We start from the raw sequence: 18,605 nt of genomic DNA, 5'->3' as shown, positions 1-18,605 counted from the left end.
GTCGCGATGGTTGCGCGCTCGGCATCGCGGTCACCGAGTAACGTTCGCGCAGAACGGTTTCGGCGGGACAACGCGATACCGTCAGCCGACCGGCGCGATCAGTGTCTGGCCCGCGGCCACCGCCGGTGACACAAGCGCGTTGAGTTCGCGGATGCGATCGGCAACCTGGCGAGCCGGCGCATTCGGCGCTACCCGAGCCGCCACATCTTGCAAGGACTCCCCCGGTTCAACCCGCACCACGGCAAGCCGGTAGGGAACGCCAGCGGGTGAACCGGCGGACCATTCGGAGGAACCGCCGTTGATCATCTCCCCGAACTGCGCCACCAGACCCAGCCAGACGGTGATCACCGCGGCGAGCAGAGCCAGCCCCACCGTCGTGGCCGGCGTGACCGGCCTCCTGCGATGCCCCGCGATGGAAAGCCCGACCCCGATGCCGCGGTAGCGAAGCGGCGCACCCGCCGGCCTAGACCGGCCGGGCCGGCGCGATTGGGTCAAGTCGGCGCGGCGCCTGCCAGGCCCGTCGACCCGGACTCGCAGACTGGGCGGATTGGCGGTACGGGGCGGACCTGCCTGGAAAAGTGTCATGGTCGTTCCTCCTGCTGAGAAGACTATCGCTCGGGTGTTCGACACATTAGTCGCTTGTGTGTTCGATACCCGAACATTTGATCGAAGCGTGTCGCACGAGCAAAACGCTAAACCACACCACCGACAAATTGCCGGCGGTCGCACCGCGGGCATGTGCGGCGAATACCCCGCCGTACCGCGAGTTACACGTTTGTTATTCGCCGGGTTGCCCCGGTGCACCGGTGCCGCGACACACCATGTCGAACACATGTTTGATTATTGGCACGGGTGCGGCTACATTCGGTGCCATGAGCGACAGCAACGACACCTCAGTCGGCGGCGGAGCCATTGGCGCGGACGGCCGGTTGCAGTCCGTGGACACGGCGCTAACCGAGCGACAACGCACAATTCTCAACGTCATCCGCGCGTCGGTCACTAGCCGCGGGTATCCACCGAGCATCCGGGAAATCGGCGACGCGGTCGGTCTGACGTCGACGTCTTCGGTGGCTCACCAGTTGCGCACCCTGGAGCGCAAGGGCTACCTGCGCCGTGACCCGAACCGGCCCCGCGCCGTCGATGTGCGCGGGGCCGACGACGTCGCGGCGTCGCCGATCACCGAAGTGCCCGGCTCGGATGCCTTACCGGAACCCACCTTCGTCCCCGTCCTGGGACGCATCGCGGCCGGCGGGCCGATCCTTGCCGAGGAAGCCGTCGAGGACGTCTTCCCGCTGCCCCGTGAGCTGGTTGGCGAGGGCACCCTGTTCCTGCTCAAGGTGATCGGTGACTCGATGGTGGAAGCCGCGATCTGCGACGGTGACTGGGTAGTCGTGCGACAGCAAAATGTCGCCGACAACGGCGACATTGTTGCGGCCATGATCGACGGTGAGGCAACCGTCAAGACGTTCAAACGCGCGGGCGGCCAGGTGTGGCTGATGCCGCACAACCCGGCCTTCGATCCGATCCCGGGCAACGACGCCACCGTGCTTGGCAAGGTCGTCACGGTGATCCGCAAGGTTTGACGCCGGTCCGGCGGCGGACTGTCAATCCGCCTTGACGAAGCCGTTGGCTTGTGCGGCTTCCTCGCTGACAAACCAGAGTTCGGCGAGCGTGTCGTGGTACAGCGCACCGGCGGGCGTGTAATACAGACCGAAGCTCACACTGGCTTTGATGGGATATCCGTTCGGCATCTGGTACGGATCCTCGAGCGGCAGATGGATCGCCGGGCGCACATCCGCGCTCGATGGTTGCGGGGGTTCTGCGGCCGCGTGCCGCCCGCCTCTTTCTTCAGCTGCGGGTACCGCCGCCTCCGAAAACGCAGTGTCACCAATATCGGCGTCCGGAGCGTGGACGTCGGGTACCGCGGCTTCGGGGTCCGCCGCTTCCGGAACGAAGGCCTGCGGAACGAAGGTCTCCGGTACCACGCGTTCCGGAACGATCGGATCGGGACCGACCGATTCGGAAAGGTCGGCTTGCGACACGACCGGTGTCGGAGTGGTGTCCACCGCGTCGGGGTCTTCGTCGTCGACCTCGTCCTCGATCCCAACCCCGCCGGGTCCGGACCACAGATCGCTGCCGTAGCCTTCGCCACCTGGAACGTCCTCGGCCACACCGGCAACCGCCCCGGCCCCTCGCGGCCAACTGACCCGCGGTGCGGATCCCCCGTCCGGCACCGGACGTTCCGGCGGGAACTGCTCGCCGAAGCCGAAGTGCTCGGAACCGAACTCTTCGTCGCGCGGCCAGTCCCCATCAGCCGTGGTCTCGTATTCGGCATCCGGGGCTTGGTCATGATCGTAGGCAGCGGTGTCGCGGCGACCGCGACGCCGACGCAACCCGAACATCCCCAACGCCACCAAGACGATAAGAAGCACCGCCGCGCCAGCGGCCCCCAGCCACCACCACTGCCAGGTGAACTTCTTGCCATGCGGGGGCATCGCCGATGTGCTTGGCTGGTTCTGCCCCGACACCTGCAGACCGGACAGCAACGGCGCCAGATTCGCGGGCTCCGTGGTGAACGTGTTTTTTGACCGGTTCCACGAAATCTTGCCGCCGGTGAACGTCTGTGCGACAACGTCGCCATCCACGGTCTGGTCCGCAACCGGGGCGCCAAGCTTGCCGTTGGGACCGCGAAGCTTGTCCCATGCCGCCTTCATCGCCCCGCGCACGACGAACGCGCCGTGGTCCGGAGTCCAGAAGATCACCGGCTTGTCGGCCGCGGAAAACAGGGCGATCCGGCTGGAGGGCCCGAAACCACCGTCGGATTCGTTGGCGATGGGGAAACCCAGATCGCTACTGACCGGTCCGCCCAGCGACTCGTACTTCGCCAGGATTTCACCCTCGACGGCGTTCGCACCGGTGGCCGGACTGAAGAAGACCTTGCCGCCGACGAAGTCCTGTGCGATACCGTCACCGCCGATCGGGTGCTGCCCACCCTTTTTGGCGCCCAGCGGACCTCCGGCGCCGCCTGCCGCGCGCCAGGCCATGTTGATGGCTGCGGTGGGATCGATCGCTACCTGCAAGCCCGCCAGCTGCTCCGCCAATACCGCCGGGACGGTGGTGAAGTCCTTGGTCGCCCTGTTCCAGGAAACCTCACCACCGGTGAACTTCTGGGAGGTGACCTCGCCATCGTAGGTTTCATCGCCAACCGGGGCGCCCAGGACACCACCCGAGCTGCCCAGTTTGTCCCACGCGGCGTTCAGCGCGCCCCGCACGACGAATGCGCCGTGTTCAGGCGTCCAGAAAATCACCGGGTTGTCGCTGGCGGAGAAGGTGCTCACCCGACTGTCAGGTCCGGCAAGGCCGGGCACTTCGTTGATGGTCGGGAATCCCAGATCGCTGTCGGCCGGGCCGCCCAGCGACTCGTATTTGTCCAGAATCGGGCCGTAGATGTATCTGGCGCCGGTCGCCGGCGTGAAGTACATCTTGCCGCCGTCGAAGTCCAGGGCGAACCCGTCGCCTATCGGATAGACGTCACCCCGGCGGGCACCCAGCGTTGAAGCGTCGCCACCCGCCTTGTCCCACGCGGCCATCATGGCATCCTCGGCCTCGCCTATCGGCGAAGCCGCTACCGTGGGCGCCAGCAACACGGCGGCCACCGCTGTGGCCGCCAAGCTGAGCACCGCATGCCCGATCAGCTTGCTCAATTGACCCCTCTGCCCGTTCACCAAGCCTCCCAGCCGATGCCTGCCCAACCCCGAGCCGGTGGATCTGCCACCGTGGACCGTCCCCCCGCTAACTTCTGTATTGTCGCCGGGCTCGCATTACTTTGCTTTAGCGAACGACAATTGCGAAGTCAAATCGCAAATATTACGGAAACGGAGACCCAGTCGATGTCAAATTGATGCCCGGGCGCGCCCGTGTCGCGAGCAACCGAGCTGCGGCCCGGGCTGGGTTTGCGTTACCGTGCCGGAAACGACATCCCGACTGACGCGGTGAGAGGAAACCCAGCTGAGATGGGTGCTTCCGGCCTGGTCTGGGTCCTCACCATCGTCCTGATCGCCGGCTTGATGTTGGTCGACTACGTCGCGCACATCCGCAAGACCCATGTCCCGACGTTGCGTGAGGCCGTAATCCAGTCGGCGACGTTCGTAGGGATCGCCATCCTGTTCGGCATCGCAGTGGTCATCTTCGGCGGCCCGGAGCTTGCGGTCGAGTATTTCGCCTGCTACCTGACCGACGAAGCCCTGTCAGTCGACAACCTGTTCGTGTTTCTGGTCATTATCAGCAGCTTCGGGGTGCCTCGCGTCGCCCAACAAAAGGTGCTGTTGTTCGGTATCGCGTTTGCGCTCCTCACCCGCACCGGATTCATCTTCGTCGGCGCTGCGCTCATCGAGAACTTCAACTCGGCCTTCTACCTGTTCGGCCTGGTGCTGCTGGTCATGGCGGGCAACCTCGCCAAACCCACAGGGCTAGAAAGCCGCAACGCCGACACGGTTAAGAGGTCGGTCATCGTCCGCCTGGCCGATCGGTTCTTACGGACCTCCCAGAACTACTACGGAGACCGCTTGTTCACCGTCGAGAACGGCAAGCGAATGATGACCCCGATGTTGCTGGTCATGATCGCCGTCGGCGGCACCGACATCCTTTTCGCATTCGATTCCATTCCAGCACTTTTCGGCTTGACCCAGAACGTCTACCTGGTGTTCGCGGCCACCGCGTTCTCGCTGTTGGGTCTGCGCCAGCTGTACTTCTTGATCGACGGCCTGCTGGATCGGCTGGTCTATCTGTCCTATGGGCTGGCGATGATTCTTGGCTTCATCGGCGTCAAGTTGATGCTGGAAGCGTTGCATGACAACAGGATTCCGTTCATCAACCGCGGCAAGCCGGTCCCGGTCGTTGAGGTGAGCACCGCGCAGTCGCTGACGGTGATCATGATCGTCCTGCTCATCACGACCGGGGCGTCGTTCTGGTCGGCGCGCGGACGGGCGCAGAACGCCATGGCGAGGGCCCGGCGGTATGCCACCGAGTATCTCGACCTGCACTACGAGACCGATCCGGTCGAACGCGACAAGATCTTCACTGCACTCCTCGCCGCCGAACGCCAGATCAGCATTCTCCCAACGAAATACCGCGTGGAGCCGGGACGGGACGACGACCTGCTGACGCTGCTACGCAGGGCCCATGCCGCACGCGACGCACACACCTGAGCCTTACACTCCCAGGCCGCGACCGATGATTTCTTTCATGATCTCGGTCGTGCCACCGTAGATCGTCTGTACCCGCGAATCGAGATAGGATCGGGCGACCGGGAATTCGCGCATGTAGCCGTACCCACCATGTAGTTGCAGACAGCGGTCGTTCAGATAGACCTGCTTCTCCGTGGAATACCACTTGGCCATGGCGGCCTGCTCGGCGGTCAGCTTCCCCTCGAGGTGCAGCTTGATGAATTCGTCGACCATGATGCGTACCACGGTGGCTTCGGTTGCCAACTCGGCCAGCAAGAATCGGCTGTTCTGAAAGCTACCGATCGGCCTGCCAAAGGCCTTGCGCTCCTTGGCGTACTGCAGTGTCTGCTCCAGCACGGCTTCCATCCCTGCGGCCGCCATGATCGCGATCGAGATCCGTTCCTGCGGCAGGTTCTGCATCAGGTAGATGAATCCCATCCCCTCCTGACCAAGGAGATTCTCGGCTGGAACCTGCACGTCGGTGAATGACAGCTCGGCGGTGTCCTGGGCGTCCATCCCGATCTTGTCCAGATGGCGGCCGCGTTCGAAGCCGTCCATACCGCGTTCGACGACCAGTAAACTGAACCCTTGCGCACCATTTTCGGGGTCAGTCTGCGCCACCACGATCACCAGATCTGAGTTGATCCCGTTGGTGATGAACGTCTTTGATCCGTTCAATACGTAGTGGTCACCGTGTTTGACCGCACGGGTCTTGATACCTTGTAGGTCACTACCGGTTCCCGGCTCGGTCATCGCGATCGCGGTGATCAGTTCCCCGGTGCAGAACTTGGGAAACCAGCGCTGCTTCTGCTCTTCGGTGGCCAGGGCCAGCAGGTACGGCGCCACGATGTCGTTGTGCAGGCCGAAGCCGATCCCGTTGTATCGCCCGGTGCTGGTTTCCTCGGTGATGATCGTGTTGTACCGGAAGTCCGGATTACCCCCGCCGCCGTACTCCTCGGGCACCGACATGCCCAGGAAGCCCTGCTTACCTGCCTCGAGCCACACACCGCGGTCGACGATCTTGGCCCTTTCCCATTCGTCGTGATACGGCGCTACGTGGCGATCGAGGAAGGCTCGGTAGGACTCGCGAAACAACTCATGTTCGGGCTCGAAGAGTGTGCGCTGGTAGTTGACGACATTGCCCATCGATAACCTCCGCGGAAAGAAGCTCTGGTGCTCAACATATACCAACCGGACGGTTGGTCGGCGGTTGGCCGGGTCCGGCCAACGAGCGCGACACGTGCCGCGGATCTCGCGCCGGGGCTACGGTTGCGGCGCAAATTCCCGCAGGGTGGCGGCCAGCGCCACCGGGACCCGGGCCTTGATCCGGGTGCCCTCGGCGTTGTGCTCCGCCTGTTGCACCCGCCCGTCGGCGTGCACACGGGCCACCAGGTCGCCGCGGTCATAGGGGATCACCACGTCCACGGCGGTATCGGTGGGCATAACAAGCTCGGCCACCCGCCGCCGCAGCGCGTCGATACCGTCCCCAGTGCGAGCGGAAACGAACACCGCGTCGGGCAGCCCGCGACGCAGCTTGGCCAGCGTCAGGTCACCTGCGACGTCGACCTTGTTCACCACCAGCAGCTCGGGCGGCGGCTCGCCGTCTTGATTGGCGGTGTGGTCGGCGACCACCTCGGAAATCACCTGACGGACCGCGTCGATCTGAGCCAGCGGGTTGACGTCCGCTCCGTCCACAACGTGCACCAACAGATCGGCGTCGACGACCTCCTCCAGCGTGGAGCGAAACGCCTCGACCAGCTGGGTGGGCAGGTGCCGAACAAAGCCGACGGTGTCGGTGACCACGAACGGTCGACCGTCGTCGAACTCCGCGCGCCGGGTGGTGGGGTCCAGGGTGGCAAACAGCGCGTTCTGGACTAACACCCCGGCTCCGGTCAGTGCATTAAGCAGGCTGGACTTGCCCGCGTTGGTGTAGCCGACGATCGCGATCGACGGCATGTCGCTGCCCAGCCGGCGGCTGCGCTGGGTGTCGCGGACCTGCTTCATCGCCCTGATATCGCGTCGTAGCTTGGCCATCCGCTCGCGGATGCGGCGCCGGTCCGTCTCGATCTTGGTCTCACCGGGACCGCGCAGGCCCACCCCACCGCCGCTGCCGCCGGCGCGGCCGCCGGCCTGCCGCGACATCGACTCACCCCAGCCGCGCAACCGTGGCAGCATGTACTCCATCTGAGCCAGCGATACCTGGGCTTTACCCTCCCGGCTGGTGGCGTGCTGGGCGAAGATGTCGAGAATCAGCGCGGTGCGGTCGATGACTTTGACCTTCACCGCCTTTTCCAGCGCGGTCAACTGCGCCGGGGACAGCTCACCGTCGCAGATGACGGTGTCGGCCCCGGTCGCTACCACCACTTCGCGGAGTTCGGCCGCCTTGCCCGAGCCGATGTAGGTCGACGGGTCGGGCTTATCGCGGCGCTGCATGAGTCCTTCGAGCACCTGGGAGCCAGCGGTTTCGGCGAGTGCCGCCAGCTCGGCCAGGCTGGCTTGGTTGTCGGCCGCGCTGCCCTCGGTCCACACTCCCACCAGCACCACCCGCTCCAGCCGCAGCTGGCGGTACTCCACCTCGGAGACGTCGGCAAGCTCGGTCGACAACCCGGCAACCCGGCGCAGCGCCGATCTGTCCTCGAGTGCGAGTTCCCCGAGGCTTGGTGTGAGGTCTGAAGAGCCCGTGTCGGGCGAGTCTGGATGTGTCATAGCCAGTACCCGATGGTGGCACGTCGCGGATGGCCGCGCATCTGAATTAATCGGCAACCACCCGGGATCACCCCATCGCGTTCCACCAATCGTCAGCGAGGTCACCGCGGGCCACGAGCACCGACGGCCCGCGTAGGAAGGTGGTGGCATCGGTGACGGTGACGGTGACCTCACCGCCCGGCACGTGCACGGTGAGGGTGCCGGTCGCCGCGCCCACCGTCGCCAGCGCGGCGACCGCGGCCGCAACCGTCCCGGTGCCACACGAGCGGGTTTCCCCCACACCGCGTTCGTGAACCCGCATCCAGACCGCACCGCCCGCCGGGGCCGTGACTACCTCGACATTGACCCCGTCGGGGAACCGCGCACGATCGAACCCCACCGGCGCGCCCACGTCCAACGCTGCCAGGCCCTCGACGGTCAGCTCGGGATCCACGCAGGCCAGATGCGGGTTGCCCATATCGACCGCAACGCCGTGAAATCGCCTACCACCGACGACAGCCTCTCCTTCGCCCAGTCTGTTGGCCTTGCCCATATCGACGGAGACGTCGGCGTTCGTCGCCTCGACGTGATGCAAGGTGACCAGTCGCGGGCCGGCCAGTGACCCCACGACGAACTCGTCGCGGGCCTCCAGGCCAGTGGCGCGCAGGTAGTGTGCAAACACTCGCACCCCGTTGCCGCACATCTGGGCTGCCGACCCGTCGGCGTTGCGGTAGTCCATATACCAGTCGGTCGCGCTGACACCGTCGGGCAGGCGGTCGAGCACCCCCGCCGTCATGGCCGCACCCGCGGTGGTAACCCGTAACACCCCGTCGGCGCCTAGCCCGCGGCGCCGGTCGCACAACGCCGCCACCCGGGCAGGGGTCAGCATCAGCTCGGCCTCGACATCGGGCAGTAGCACGAAGTCGTTCTCGGTACCGTGGCCCTTCGCGAAGATCATGTGCGCCACCAGATCAGGTTACGTGCCGCCATGCTCGCACCGCGTCCTCGGCCAGGCGAGCACGGTCCGCCGGGGTAGTCGCGCCGGCGTCGAGCCAATGCACCCGGTGGTCTCGGCGAAACCAGGACCGCTGCCGTCGCACATAGCGGCGGGTACCGCCATAGGTCTGCTCCCGCGCGTCCCGCATCGCTTCGGCTCCGGCACCCGCGTCGAGGGCGGCAACTACCTGGGCGTAGCCCAACGCGCGTGACGCGGTGACGCCCTCGCGCAGGCCGTTGCGAAGCAGCGTGCGTACCTCCGCCACCAGGCCCCGATCGAACATCAGGTCGGTGCGACGGGCCAGTCGTTCATCGAGAATGGTTGTGTCACAATCTAACCCGACGATAACCGTGTCCCACCGGGGCGCGCCGATGCGCGGTGCGGACGCGGCAAACGGCTGCCCGGTGAGTTCGACCACCTCGAGCGCCCGCACCGTGCGCCGGGCGTCGGTGGGCAGAATTACCGCGGCCGCGGCCGGGTCGCGGCGAGCCAGCTCGGCATGCAGCCCAGCCACCCCGACCTCGGCCAGGCGCTGCTCCCATCTCGCGCGCACCGACGGATCCGTTGCGGGAAACGACCAGTCGTCGAGCAGCGATTGGATGTAGAGCATCGAGCCGCCCACCACGACCGGCACCGCTCCCCGGGCCGCGATCGCCTCGATGTCCGCGGCGGCGGCACGCTGGTAGCGCGCGACGGTCGCGGTTTCGGTGACACCGAGGACGTCGAGTTGATGATGCGGGATGCCGCGGCGCTCGTCGATGGGCAGCTTCGCCGTCCCGATGTCCATGCCGCGATATAGCTGCATCGCGTCGGCGTTCACAACCTCCGCGCTTATCCCGGCGCCGAGCCGCTCGGCGACGTCCAGCGCCAGCTGGGACTTGCCGGTACCGGTCGGTCCCACTATCGCCAGGGGCCTCACGGCTGCCAGACACCGACGAAGTACCCCACACCGTACGGCGCTCCCCGGTAGAGCTCCTTGGCCGACCGCGGCCCCGGCTCGGCGAGGCCGGCCAGCACCTGAAATGCCACCCGCCCAAGCACCTGCTCGGGCAGTCGGGCCAAGGCCGCGATGTCGCCGCTGGCCAGCGCGTCGTCGAGAGCCAGCTGTACGCCGGCGCCATCGGGGTCGTAGCCACCGGGAGCGCGCGGCGTCAGGGTGTTCAAACCGTCGGCGACGACCAGTACCCCGATCGGCTCGGGCGACCGGTCGATCTCGGCACGCAGCCGCCTCCCGCGGGCCACAGCGACGTCGGCGCCGTGGTCACTGACATAGACATGGACCTGCGCGCTGGCCTCGGGCCGGACCTGGCCCCGCACCCAGGCGGTGAGCAGCGCGCACAGGGGCAATTCCACCGGCACCGCAACCCCGTCACCCAGCTGCGGCGAGAGCCGAACTCGCACGTCGGCGCCGAAGCCCGCAAAGGTGCCGACGCGGTCGGAGCGCACGACGTCATCGGCACGCCCCGTTCCGACGGCGATCCAGCGCGCGGGCAACAAGGCGGCCGCCGCGTTCACCGCGGCCCCCAGGTCGGCCAGCTCGGCAGCGGCCCCGCCGGCCAGTTGGGGAACCAGCACCGGCGCGGACGGAACAATTGCGATGGCGCTCAACACGACACAAAACTAGCGCCTTGGCGGGCGGACGCTAGTAAGCCGACTGCCCGGCCCTGGGTAGCCGGTCGGTTCGATCGTCGTCTTCAGCGGCTGCGTCGCCGGGCCGAACCTGCGGCGATGCGGCATGCCGGTCGGAGACTTTGGGAATGCGCCCGCTCTCAACCGCCTCTTCCACCACCTTCTCGGCCTCGCCACGGGCCAGGGCCACGGTCGCGACAATCACCAACGCAACGCCCACAGCCACCACAAACAACCCCGTTCTGCTGGTGTGCAACGTCTCGCCGAGTACAACGATGCCCAGTATCGAACCGACCAACGGCTTGGCGACGACCGATGTCGGCAGGGATGCGGTCAGCGAACCAGCGCGGAATGACGACTGCTGAAAGATCATTCCGACCAGCGCGGCTGCGATCCAGGCATAGAATTCCGGCGCGCGTAGCAATGCCCCGAGGCCCCCGCCGACTATCTCGACGACAGCCTTGGTCAGCACCGCAAACAGCGCCAAGGCGCAACCCGCGACCACCGCCAGCAGCACCGCGGCCACCGAACCGGTCCAGAGCCGGGCACCCAGCACGCAGAACACCAGCACCGGCCCCAGCACGAGCGCCACCAGCAACCAGACGGTCAGGGAGCCGCGCGAAGCCCCGGCGCTCGGTTCACCGACCGTGACCACCAGCGCCAACGAAGCGGCCAGCAGTACCGCCCAGGTCCACTCCCAGTGGGTGACCCGGCGCCGGGTCACCCAGGCATAGATCGGCAACGCGAACAGCAGCGCCGTCACCTGCAAGGCCGTCACCAGCATCACCGATCCCAGCGCCAGGGCCGCGGCCTGCAACGTGTAATTGGCGATCGCCCCGCCGGCACCCAGCCACCACCGGGTATCGCGCAGCGACAAGCGGAAGAGCTTGAGATGTCCCACCCGCTCGTCGGTGATCTCCTGGGCGGAGCGCTGACGAACCACATTGCCGATCGCGGATGCCAACGCGGCGCACAGGGCGAGAACCACCGCGATATCCGCCTTCGTCATGGGCGACCTCCTCGCCGAAGTCCGGCCTCGGAAGCCGTGCCATACATCCGGTATCCACTACCCGCTGCTGGGCATGTCCACCACGGTCGCTCCCGGATTCGAACCTCCCCAAAACTTAACTGGAAGAACCATCCACCAACCTATGTATGGCCATTGAAAAATCTATGTCTGGCTGGTCACACCCGATGGCACCGGACAGACGGTCGCACTGGCCGCCGGCCACCGTACCGGGCCCGCCGGGTTTCGCGCGCGACCCGCGGGCGGCTAACGGACCGCGAGCTGGCCCGCGGTCCCCATTTCGTCGGAGGGCGTAGTCATCATGGCGGCCTCGTCCCGGGCCAGGGCCACGGTCGCGACAACCACCACCACTATCGCAGCCACCAGCGCGAACAGCGTCACCCGACCGGTGTGCAGCACCTCACCGAGCACGGTGATCCCCAGCACCGAGGCGATCACCGGGCGGGCCACGACGATCGTCGGCAACGAGACGGTAAGCGCGCTCACGCGCAGCGAGGATTGCTGTAGCGCCAGCCCGATCGGCAGAACCACGATCCAGGCATACAACTCGGGGGTCCGGATCAGCGTCGCGAAGCCTTCGTCGAGCTCCGTCACGACCCCTTTGGTCAGCACGGTGAATACCGCCAGCGTTGCCGCCGACGCCGCCGCCAGCAGCACCGCCGACAGCGCACCGGAGGCGATCTTCGCGCCAAGCACACAAAGCAGCACCGCGGGAACAATCACGGCGGCAACCAATGCCCAGGTCGACAGCGGGGCCCGGGTATCGCCGACCGCCGGGTTGCCCGACATGACAATGACGGCCACCGCGCCGGCCAGCAATACCGCCCACATCCACTCCCTGGCGGTACACCGATGGCGGGTGAGCCGGGCATCGATCGGCAGCGCGAACAGCAGCGCGCTGGCCTGCAGTGACTGCACCAACACCACCGAACCCATCGTCAACGCAATGGCCTGCAGGGTGAAACTGGCGAGCGCGGCCAGGCTACCCAGCCACCACTGGGCGTGGCGTAGGGAGAGGTGGAACAACGTGAAATGGCCGACGTCTTCTTCGTCGGTGACCTGTTGCGCGGACCGCTGAAGGACCACATACCCGATCCCGGCCATTAGCGCGGCGGCCAGCGCGAGCAGAGTCGCCAATTCGACGCCGGCCATAGGTGACCTCCCACCGACATTCGGCCCGGAAGTTGTCCGATACACCTCGATTTAAGCAGTTGTTCAATAATGATTGTGGTGTGCTGGACAAATATCACAGCAAGACATTCCGCCCGGGGACACGCTTTGCCACTGGCTTTCGGAATTCGCCGGCCAAAACCGACGTTCACCCACGGACACAGCTCGACGGCGCGGCTAACGGAACGGTTTCAGCTGTGGGACGGATGTTGCATGTTTTGGTGCGCCGGGATTGGTGAGGAATTACCGTCATGGTTGCTCCACCCGGGTTTGCGGTCGGCGGGTCGGCCGATGAGTGTGGCGTGCCTGTGCAATTGACCGTTGCTCTGAGGAGAAGGCGATGAGCGCCTCCGCGCGAGGTTCGCGAGTGGGGACCCGGTTCGGCCCCTACTACCTCAAGCGGCAGCTGGGCGGCGGCGGGATGGGCGAGGTCTATGAGGCCGTCGACACCGTCCGGCAGCGGGTGGTGGCGCTCAAGCTTATGTCGGAGTCGCTCAGCCACGATCCGGTGTTCCGGATGCGGATGCAACGGGAAGCGCGCAATGCGGGCCGGTTGCAGGAACCACACGTGGTGCCCATCCACGACTATGGGGAAATCGACGGGCAGCTCTACTTGGACATGCGGCTGGTCGAGGGCACCCACTTGGCCTTGCTCCTGGAGCGGTTCGGGCCGGTGACACCGCCGTGGGCGGTGGCGCTGGTGCATCAAGTGGCCTCGGCATTGGACGCCGCCCACGCCGCCGGGGTGATGCACCGCGATGTGAAGCCGGAAAATATCCTGGTCACCCGCGACGACTTCGCGTATCTGGTGGATTTCGGGATTGCCAGCGCGGCCACCGACGAGAAACTGACCCAGATCGGCAGCGCGGTGGGGACCTGGAGATATATGGCTCCCGAGCGGTTTTCCGACGCCGAGGTGACCCACCGCGCCGACATCTATTCATTGGCCTGTGTGCTGCACGAGTGCTTGACCGGATCCCCGCCCTATCGGGCCGACAGCGCCGGCATGCTGATCACCGCGCACCTGATGGCACCCATCCCGCGTCCCAGCCAGCTGCGACCCGGGATCCCCGCCGCGTTCGACGAGGTGATCGCGCGCGGCATGGCGAAAAATCCGCAGGATCGCTACGCCAGCGCGGGTGAGCTGGCGCTGGCTGCGCATCAGGCACTCAGCGCACCCCATCAGGCCCAGGAGTTTCGCATCCTTAAACGCAGCCAAGAATCCGGACTGCGCGACGACGCCGCCGCTGACCCGGGAATCACCTACGTGGCTCCGCCGTCCGCCACACCTTCTGCGCCCACACCGGTGACGCCGATGGCACAACCCGACCTGAGCTTTCCCGAGCCAGTGTCGCCATTGTCGTTTCCGACGACGTCGCTGAACACTTCGGCTTTCAAACCGGACACCTCGTGGCCCGGTCATAGCGACACACCCCCACCACAGCGGCCGCCCGGTGACGCACCACCGTTAGGGCAACCGGCCCCGCTAATCTCGCGTTTGCGCAATCCGTGGTTGCTCCTCGGAGCGGCCGCCTTGGTGGTCCTGGTGGTCCTCGCCGCCCAGGGAGTCCGGCTAAGCCTTCGCCCGAACACCTCGTCGGCTCCCCAGACCGTGACGACCGGACCCACGGCGACATCCGCTCCAGCGTCGCCGGCATCCGCGGACGCGCTGGCCCGCCTGCTCAGCCTGCTGCCGTTGGGCTACGCGCCCGGCACATGCAGGTCGTTCTTGCCGCCGAAGGATGCGCTGGCCAGAGTGCTATGCGATAAGAACATCGACCCCGGTGGCCCGTCTCGGGGGATTTACGCACTGTTCGGGGAAACCGCCACGCTGCGCCAGTCCTTCGACGGACTCTTGCGCACCGACATCATGGTGACTTGCCCCGGGGAAACGAAGTCACCAACCAGCTGGCAGCACCCCGACAGCCCGCAGGTGGGCGGCATGGTTTTCTGCGCGGTCCAGGAAAGCAGCCCGACTGTGGTATGGACCAACGAGGCGCAACTGATGATCTCTCTCGTCCAGGGTGATCCGCAGGGACCCAATCTCGATCAGCTCTTCGGATGGTGGAAAAAGCATAGGTGACAAGGCGGCCGCGGCGTTGCTCACGACTATTGTGACGCTCTCGGGTTGGGCTATCGGCCCAGCAACGGCCCCAGCTTGGGCCCAGCATTCTCAATGGTGGCACGGACAGCCTGTCGAGCTGCTTCAATACTTGCTTCAATACTGTTGGAAAACGGTTAGCGGAACCCGGTGAGCGCATCGGGCCTGCCGACCATAGAGGTGCCGCTTCGCGCGGCAGGTGCGCGGGATACCACCGCGCGAAGGGTTGCAAGGTAGGTGACGAGCGCATGACGGCTGACGAACCCGGCAGCAACGAGTCGCCCGGGCCGGCTCCCCAACCGGTGGCAAGACCGGCGCCCCGACCGGGACCGCGTCCCGGCCCCGGGCCGGCGGCCCGACCCATCGCCCACCCGGTGGCAGCGCCCCCGCCCAGCGATCCACACCGTTTCGGACGTGTCGACGACGACGGCACGGTGTGGCTGATCAGCGCGACCGGTGAGCGCATCATCGGTTCCTGGCAGGCCGGCGACCCCGAAGCCGCGTTCGCCCATTTCGGCAGGCGATTCGATGACCTGAGCACCGAAATCACGCTGATGGACGAGCGGCTGGCGACGGGGACCGGCGACGCACGCAAGATCAAAGCCCATGCCATCGAGCTGGCCGAAACGTTGCCGACGGCATGCGTGCTGGGCGATGTCGACGCGCTCGCGGACCGGTTGACAAGCATTCACGATCGTGCCGAGGTCATCGCGGCCGCGGACCGCTCCAGACGTGAGCAGCATCGAGCCGCCCAGACGGCCCGTAAGGAGGCGCTGGCCGCCGAAGCCGAGGAGCTGGCCGCCAACTCCACCCAGTGGAAAGTCGCCGGTGACCGCATGCGGGCGATCCTCGACGAGTGGAGGACGATCGGCGGGCTGGACCGCAAAGTCGACGACGCACTGTGGAAGCGCTACTCCGCGGCCCGCGACACGTTCAACCGACGGCGCGGATCCCACTTCGCCGAATTGGACCGTGAACGATCTGGCGTCCGGCAGTCGAAGGAACGACTCTGCGACCGGGCCGAGGAGCTATCCGAGTCGACCGACTGGACCGCCACCAGCGCAGAGTTCCGCAAGCTGCTCGCCGACTGGAAAGCAGCTGGCCGAGCAAGCAAGGACGTGGACGACGCGTTGTGGCGTCGCTTCAAGGCCGCACAGGACTCCTTCTTCACGGCTCGCAATGCCGCCACGGCGGAAAAAGACGCCGAGTTGCGAGCCAATGCCGCCGCAAAAGAGGCGCTGCTGGCTGAAGCGGAAAAGCTCGACACCGCCAACCTCGACGCCGCCCGGGCGGCGCTCCGGACGATCGCCGACAAGTGGGATGCGATCGGCAAGGTGCCCCGGGAACGGTCGGCCGAGTTGGAGCGCCGGCTGCGCGCGATCGAGAAGAAGGTGCGCGACGCCGGCGACGCGGATTGGTCCGACCCGCAGGCTCAGGCGCGTGCCGAGCAGTTCCGCGCCCGCGTCACGCAGTTCGAGCAGCAGGCCGCCAAGGCCGCCGCGGCTGGCAAGACCAAAGAAGCCGAAGAGGCCAAGGCCAACGCCGAACAATGGCGACAGTGGGCCGAGGCCGCCGCCGAGGCGCTGACCCGCAGGTCCTAGCGGTCTTCGGAGTCACCGGTTCGGGTGCTCGGCGTATCGGGGTCGTCGAAGCTGTCCAACAGCGTCCTAGATTGGTGCTGCGCGACGACCCGGCGACGCTGCTCCTCGGCAGCGAGCTGCACGATGGTGCGCTGCCACACCACCCGCGCCCAATGAAATGTCAGCACGATCACCGTTATCCACGAGACGATGAGCCCAATACCTGGGCCGGGATGACCGGCGGCCACGGTCTGGCGCGACCAGACGGCCAACAGTCCGGTACCGCTGGCCAGCGCCGAGCCCGCGAGCGCCACCCAGGCCAGCGCCCAGCGCCGAGTCATCAATGCCAACATCGAGAAGCCGACGCCAAAAATCAGCGCCAGCCAGGCGAAGACCCGCTCGGGTAGGCCAATCGCGGCCGCACCGGCGCCGTGGCTGCCGAACAGCACATCCCATCCCCGTACCTGACCCGTGTGCGGCAGGACAAAGGAACCTACGAGCACGAACACCAGGATCGCGACAACGAAAGCCCTTGCGCCAGGCTCGATCTCACCCGCAACGCGGCGTTCCGCCGCCTCGATCTCGGACCGGAAGGCATCGAATTCCGCCACGACCTGTTCTCCGTTCACGTTCCGCACCCGGCGGGTTCGGTGGACTCGACCCGGGGCCGCCCGACACTTGGCAGGCCCAGGCCGATACCGCGCGGCCGCTCCCCCGCGGAGTGCGCGTCACCGGCGCGAGTGCGCCGGTGGCTGAGGATGCCCGCGTCGGCGATGAGATAGTGCGGCGCGGCGTCGGTGACTGCTGCGGTAATGATGTCGCCCGGACGAATCCGAGGGTCACCGGCTGTGAAATGGACCAGTCTGCCGTCACGTGCCCGCCCGCTCATGCGCGCGGTGCGGGCGTCCTTGCGTCCTTCACCGGCGGCAACGAGCACCTCCACGGATTGCCCGACGATGGCCCCGTTCCCCTCAAGCGAGATCTGCTCTTGTAGCTCCACCAGCCGCTCATAACGTTCCTGGACGACGGCTTTCGGCAACTGTCCGTCGAGTTCAGCCGCCGGAGTGCCCGGCCGCTTGGAGTACTGGAAGGTAAACGCGGCCGCGAACCGAGCTTGTCGCACCACATCAAGCGTGGCCGCGAAGTCCTCCTCGGTCTCACCGGGAAACCCCACGATCAGATCGGTGGTAATCGCGGCATGGGGCATGGCCGCCCGCACGCGCTCGATGATCCCCAGATAGCGCTCGGCTCGGTAGGAGCGCCGCATCGCGCGCAGGATACGGTCCGATCCGGATTGCAGCGGCATGTGCAGTGCGGGGCAGACGTTTTGCGTCTCGGCCATCGCCTCAATGACGTCGTCGGTGAACTCGGCCGGATGCGGGGAGGTGAACCGGACCCTTTCCAGCCCATCGATGTCTCCGCAAGCCCGCAGGAGCTCGGCGAAAGCGCCCCGATTTCGAGGTAGCGCGGGGTCGGCGAACGAAACGCCGTAGGCGTTGACATTCTGGCCCAGCAGCGTGACTTCGAGCACCCCGGCATCGACCAGTGACCGCACCTCCGTCAGGATGTCGGCCGGGCTGCGGTCGACCTCTTTGCCCCTTAGCGACGGGACGATGCAGAACGTGCAGCTGTTGTTGCAGCCGACCGAGATGGAAACCCAAGCGGCATAAGCTGACTCGCGAGCGCTCGGCAGCGACGACGGAAACTGCTGCAGCGCCTCGGCGATCTCCACCTGGGCGACCTTGTTGTGCCGGGCGCGGTCCAGCAGCGTGGGCAGCGACCCGATGTTGTGGGTGCCGAAGACGACGTCGACCCACGGAGCCTTGCGAAGCACCGCGTCTCGATCCTTCTGAGCCAGGCAACCACCGACCGCGATTTGCATGTCCGGATTTCTACGCTTGCGCGGGGCCAGATGGCTCAGGTTGCCGTACAGCCTGTTGTCGGCGTTCTCGCGGACGGCGCAGGTGTTGAAGACCACGACATCGGCCTCGGCACCGTCGGCTGCACGGTGGTAGCCAGCCGCTTCGAGTAGGCCCGCCAGCCGCTCGGAATCGTGGACATTCATCTGACAGCCATAGGTGCGGACCTGATAGGTGCGCGCCGACTCCGATAACGGCGCAGCCGCGTCTGGCACCACCATCGAAGTCACGGGGCCATGGTACGGCGACCGAGGCCCATTGGATTAACCCGC

15 protein-coding genes and 2 pseudogenes are annotated in these 18,605 nt (G+C 66.3%); 6 read left to right on the top strand and 11 right to left on the bottom strand.

The window, feature by feature from the left end; all coding sequences use genetic code 11:
• Nucleotides 1-81: 81 nt before the first annotated feature.
• Nucleotides 82-585: a LysM peptidoglycan-binding domain-containing protein gene (locus AADZ55_RS08600; RefSeq protein ID WP_085323803.1), complete on the bottom strand. Its 504-nt coding sequence runs from the start codon at nt 583-585 to the stop codon at nt 82-84.
• 287 nt (nt 586-872) lie between these two features.
• On the opposite strand from AADZ55_RS08600, the gene lexA reads away from it, so the two are divergent.
• Entirely contained in the window at nt 873-1,583 is a 711-nt protein-coding gene (gene lexA / locus AADZ55_RS08595) for a transcriptional repressor LexA (RefSeq protein WP_085323804.1), read from the top strand.
• 21 nt (nt 1,584-1,604) lie between these two features.
• Here lexA and AADZ55_RS08590 read toward each other — a convergent pair whose 3' ends face one another.
• Nucleotides 1,605-3,725 (bottom strand): LGFP repeat-containing protein, encoded by a 2,121-nt coding sequence (locus AADZ55_RS08590; protein WP_085323805.1) that lies wholly within the window; start codon nt 3,723-3,725, stop codon nt 1,605-1,607.
• Nucleotides 3,726-3,744: 19 nt separating this feature from the next.
• Here AADZ55_RS08590 and AADZ55_RS08585 point away from each other — a divergent pair.
• Nucleotides 3,745-3,988, top strand: a pseudogene (locus AADZ55_RS08585) (hypothetical protein).
• Between the two features lie 25 nt (nt 3,989-4,013).
• The gene (locus AADZ55_RS08580; RefSeq protein ID WP_085323806.1) at nt 4,014-5,207 is read left to right on the top strand and encodes a TerC/Alx family metal homeostasis membrane protein; all 1,194 of its coding nucleotides are present in this window, start codon (nt 4,014-4,016) and stop codon (nt 5,205-5,207) included.
• Between the two features lie 3 nt (nt 5,208-5,210).
• Here the strand turns inward: AADZ55_RS08580 and AADZ55_RS08575 are convergent, their stop codons facing one another.
• The 7 genes from AADZ55_RS08575 to AADZ55_RS08545 form a co-directional block, all read right to left on the bottom strand.
• Nucleotides 5,211-6,371, bottom strand: a complete 1,161-nt coding sequence (locus tag AADZ55_RS08575; protein WP_085323807.1) for an acyl-CoA dehydrogenase family protein — start codon at nt 6,369-6,371, stop codon at nt 5,211-5,213.
• Nucleotides 6,372-6,488: 117 nt separating this feature from the next.
• Nucleotides 6,489-7,931, bottom strand: coding sequence for a GTPase HflX (hflX, locus tag AADZ55_RS08570; RefSeq protein WP_207569025.1), 1,443 nt, complete (start codon nt 7,929-7,931; stop codon nt 6,489-6,491).
• Between the two features lie 67 nt (nt 7,932-7,998).
• A complete protein-coding gene (dapF, locus tag AADZ55_RS08565; protein WP_085323808.1) occupies nt 7,999-8,868 on the bottom strand; it encodes a diaminopimelate epimerase in 870 nt (289 codons plus the stop codon).
• A 13-nt stretch (nt 8,869-8,881) separates the two neighbouring features.
• Nucleotides 8,882-9,826, bottom strand: coding sequence for a tRNA (adenosine(37)-N6)-dimethylallyltransferase MiaA (miaA, locus tag AADZ55_RS08560; protein ID WP_085323809.1), 945 nt, complete (start codon nt 9,824-9,826; stop codon nt 8,882-8,884).
• Nucleotides 9,823-10,518 (bottom strand): hypothetical protein, encoded by a 696-nt coding sequence (locus AADZ55_RS08555; RefSeq protein WP_085323810.1) that lies wholly within the window; start codon nt 10,516-10,518, stop codon nt 9,823-9,825. Before AADZ55_RS08555 ends, miaA begins: the two co-directional genes overlap by 4 nt.
• Before the next feature lie 31 nt (nt 10,519-10,549).
• Nucleotides 10,550-11,545: a DMT family transporter gene (locus AADZ55_RS08550; protein ID WP_085323811.1), complete on the bottom strand. Its 996-nt coding sequence runs from the start codon at nt 11,543-11,545 to the stop codon at nt 10,550-10,552.
• 264 nt (nt 11,546-11,809) lie between these two features.
• Nucleotides 11,810-12,715, bottom strand: a complete 906-nt coding sequence (locus AADZ55_RS08545) for a DMT family transporter (RefSeq protein WP_085323812.1) — start codon at nt 12,713-12,715, stop codon at nt 11,810-11,812.
• A gap of 358 nt (nt 12,716-13,073) precedes the next feature.
• On the opposite strand from AADZ55_RS08545, the gene AADZ55_RS08540 reads away from it, so the two are divergent.
• The 3 genes and pseudogenes from AADZ55_RS08540 to AADZ55_RS08535 all read left to right on the top strand — a co-directional run bounded on the left by AADZ55_RS08540 (nt 13,074) and on the right by AADZ55_RS08535 (nt 16,435).
• Nucleotides 13,074-14,816, top strand: coding sequence for a serine/threonine-protein kinase (locus AADZ55_RS08540; protein WP_085323813.1), 1,743 nt, complete (start codon nt 13,074-13,076; stop codon nt 14,814-14,816).
• A gap of 102 nt (nt 14,817-14,918) precedes the next feature.
• A pseudogene (locus AADZ55_RS23510) lies at nt 14,919-15,075 on the top strand (hypothetical protein); the annotation flags it as partial.
• Nucleotides 15,076-15,082: 7 nt separating this feature from the next.
• Complete coding sequence (locus tag AADZ55_RS08535) at nt 15,083-16,435, top strand: DUF349 domain-containing protein (protein ID WP_085323814.1); 1,353 nt, start codon at nt 15,083-15,085, stop codon at nt 16,433-16,435.
• Here AADZ55_RS08535 and AADZ55_RS08530 read toward each other — a convergent pair.
• Together AADZ55_RS08530 and miaB are read right to left on the bottom strand one after the other, a co-directional pair.
• Nucleotides 16,432-17,043, bottom strand: coding sequence for a hypothetical protein (locus AADZ55_RS08530; RefSeq protein ID WP_085323815.1), 612 nt, complete (start codon nt 17,041-17,043; stop codon nt 16,432-16,434). The genes AADZ55_RS08535 and AADZ55_RS08530 overlap by 4 nt on opposite strands.
• The gene (miaB, locus tag AADZ55_RS08525) at nt 17,040-18,554 is read right to left on the bottom strand and encodes a tRNA (N6-isopentenyl adenosine(37)-C2)-methylthiotransferase MiaB (RefSeq protein ID WP_085323816.1); all 1,515 of its coding nucleotides are present in this window, start codon (nt 18,552-18,554) and stop codon (nt 17,040-17,042) included. The genes AADZ55_RS08530 and miaB overlap by 4 nt, the downstream gene beginning before the upstream one ends.
• Between the last annotated feature and the right edge of the window lie 51 nt (nt 18,555-18,605).

Origin of the sequence: Mycobacterium decipiens (genome assembly GCF_963853665.1) — a bacterium.
GTDB classification, from domain to species: domain Bacteria; phylum Actinomycetota; class Actinomycetes; order Mycobacteriales; family Mycobacteriaceae; genus Mycobacterium; species Mycobacterium decipiens.
Note: the sequence above shows the minus strand (reverse complement) of the source record. Positions and strands in the feature narration are given on the sequence as shown.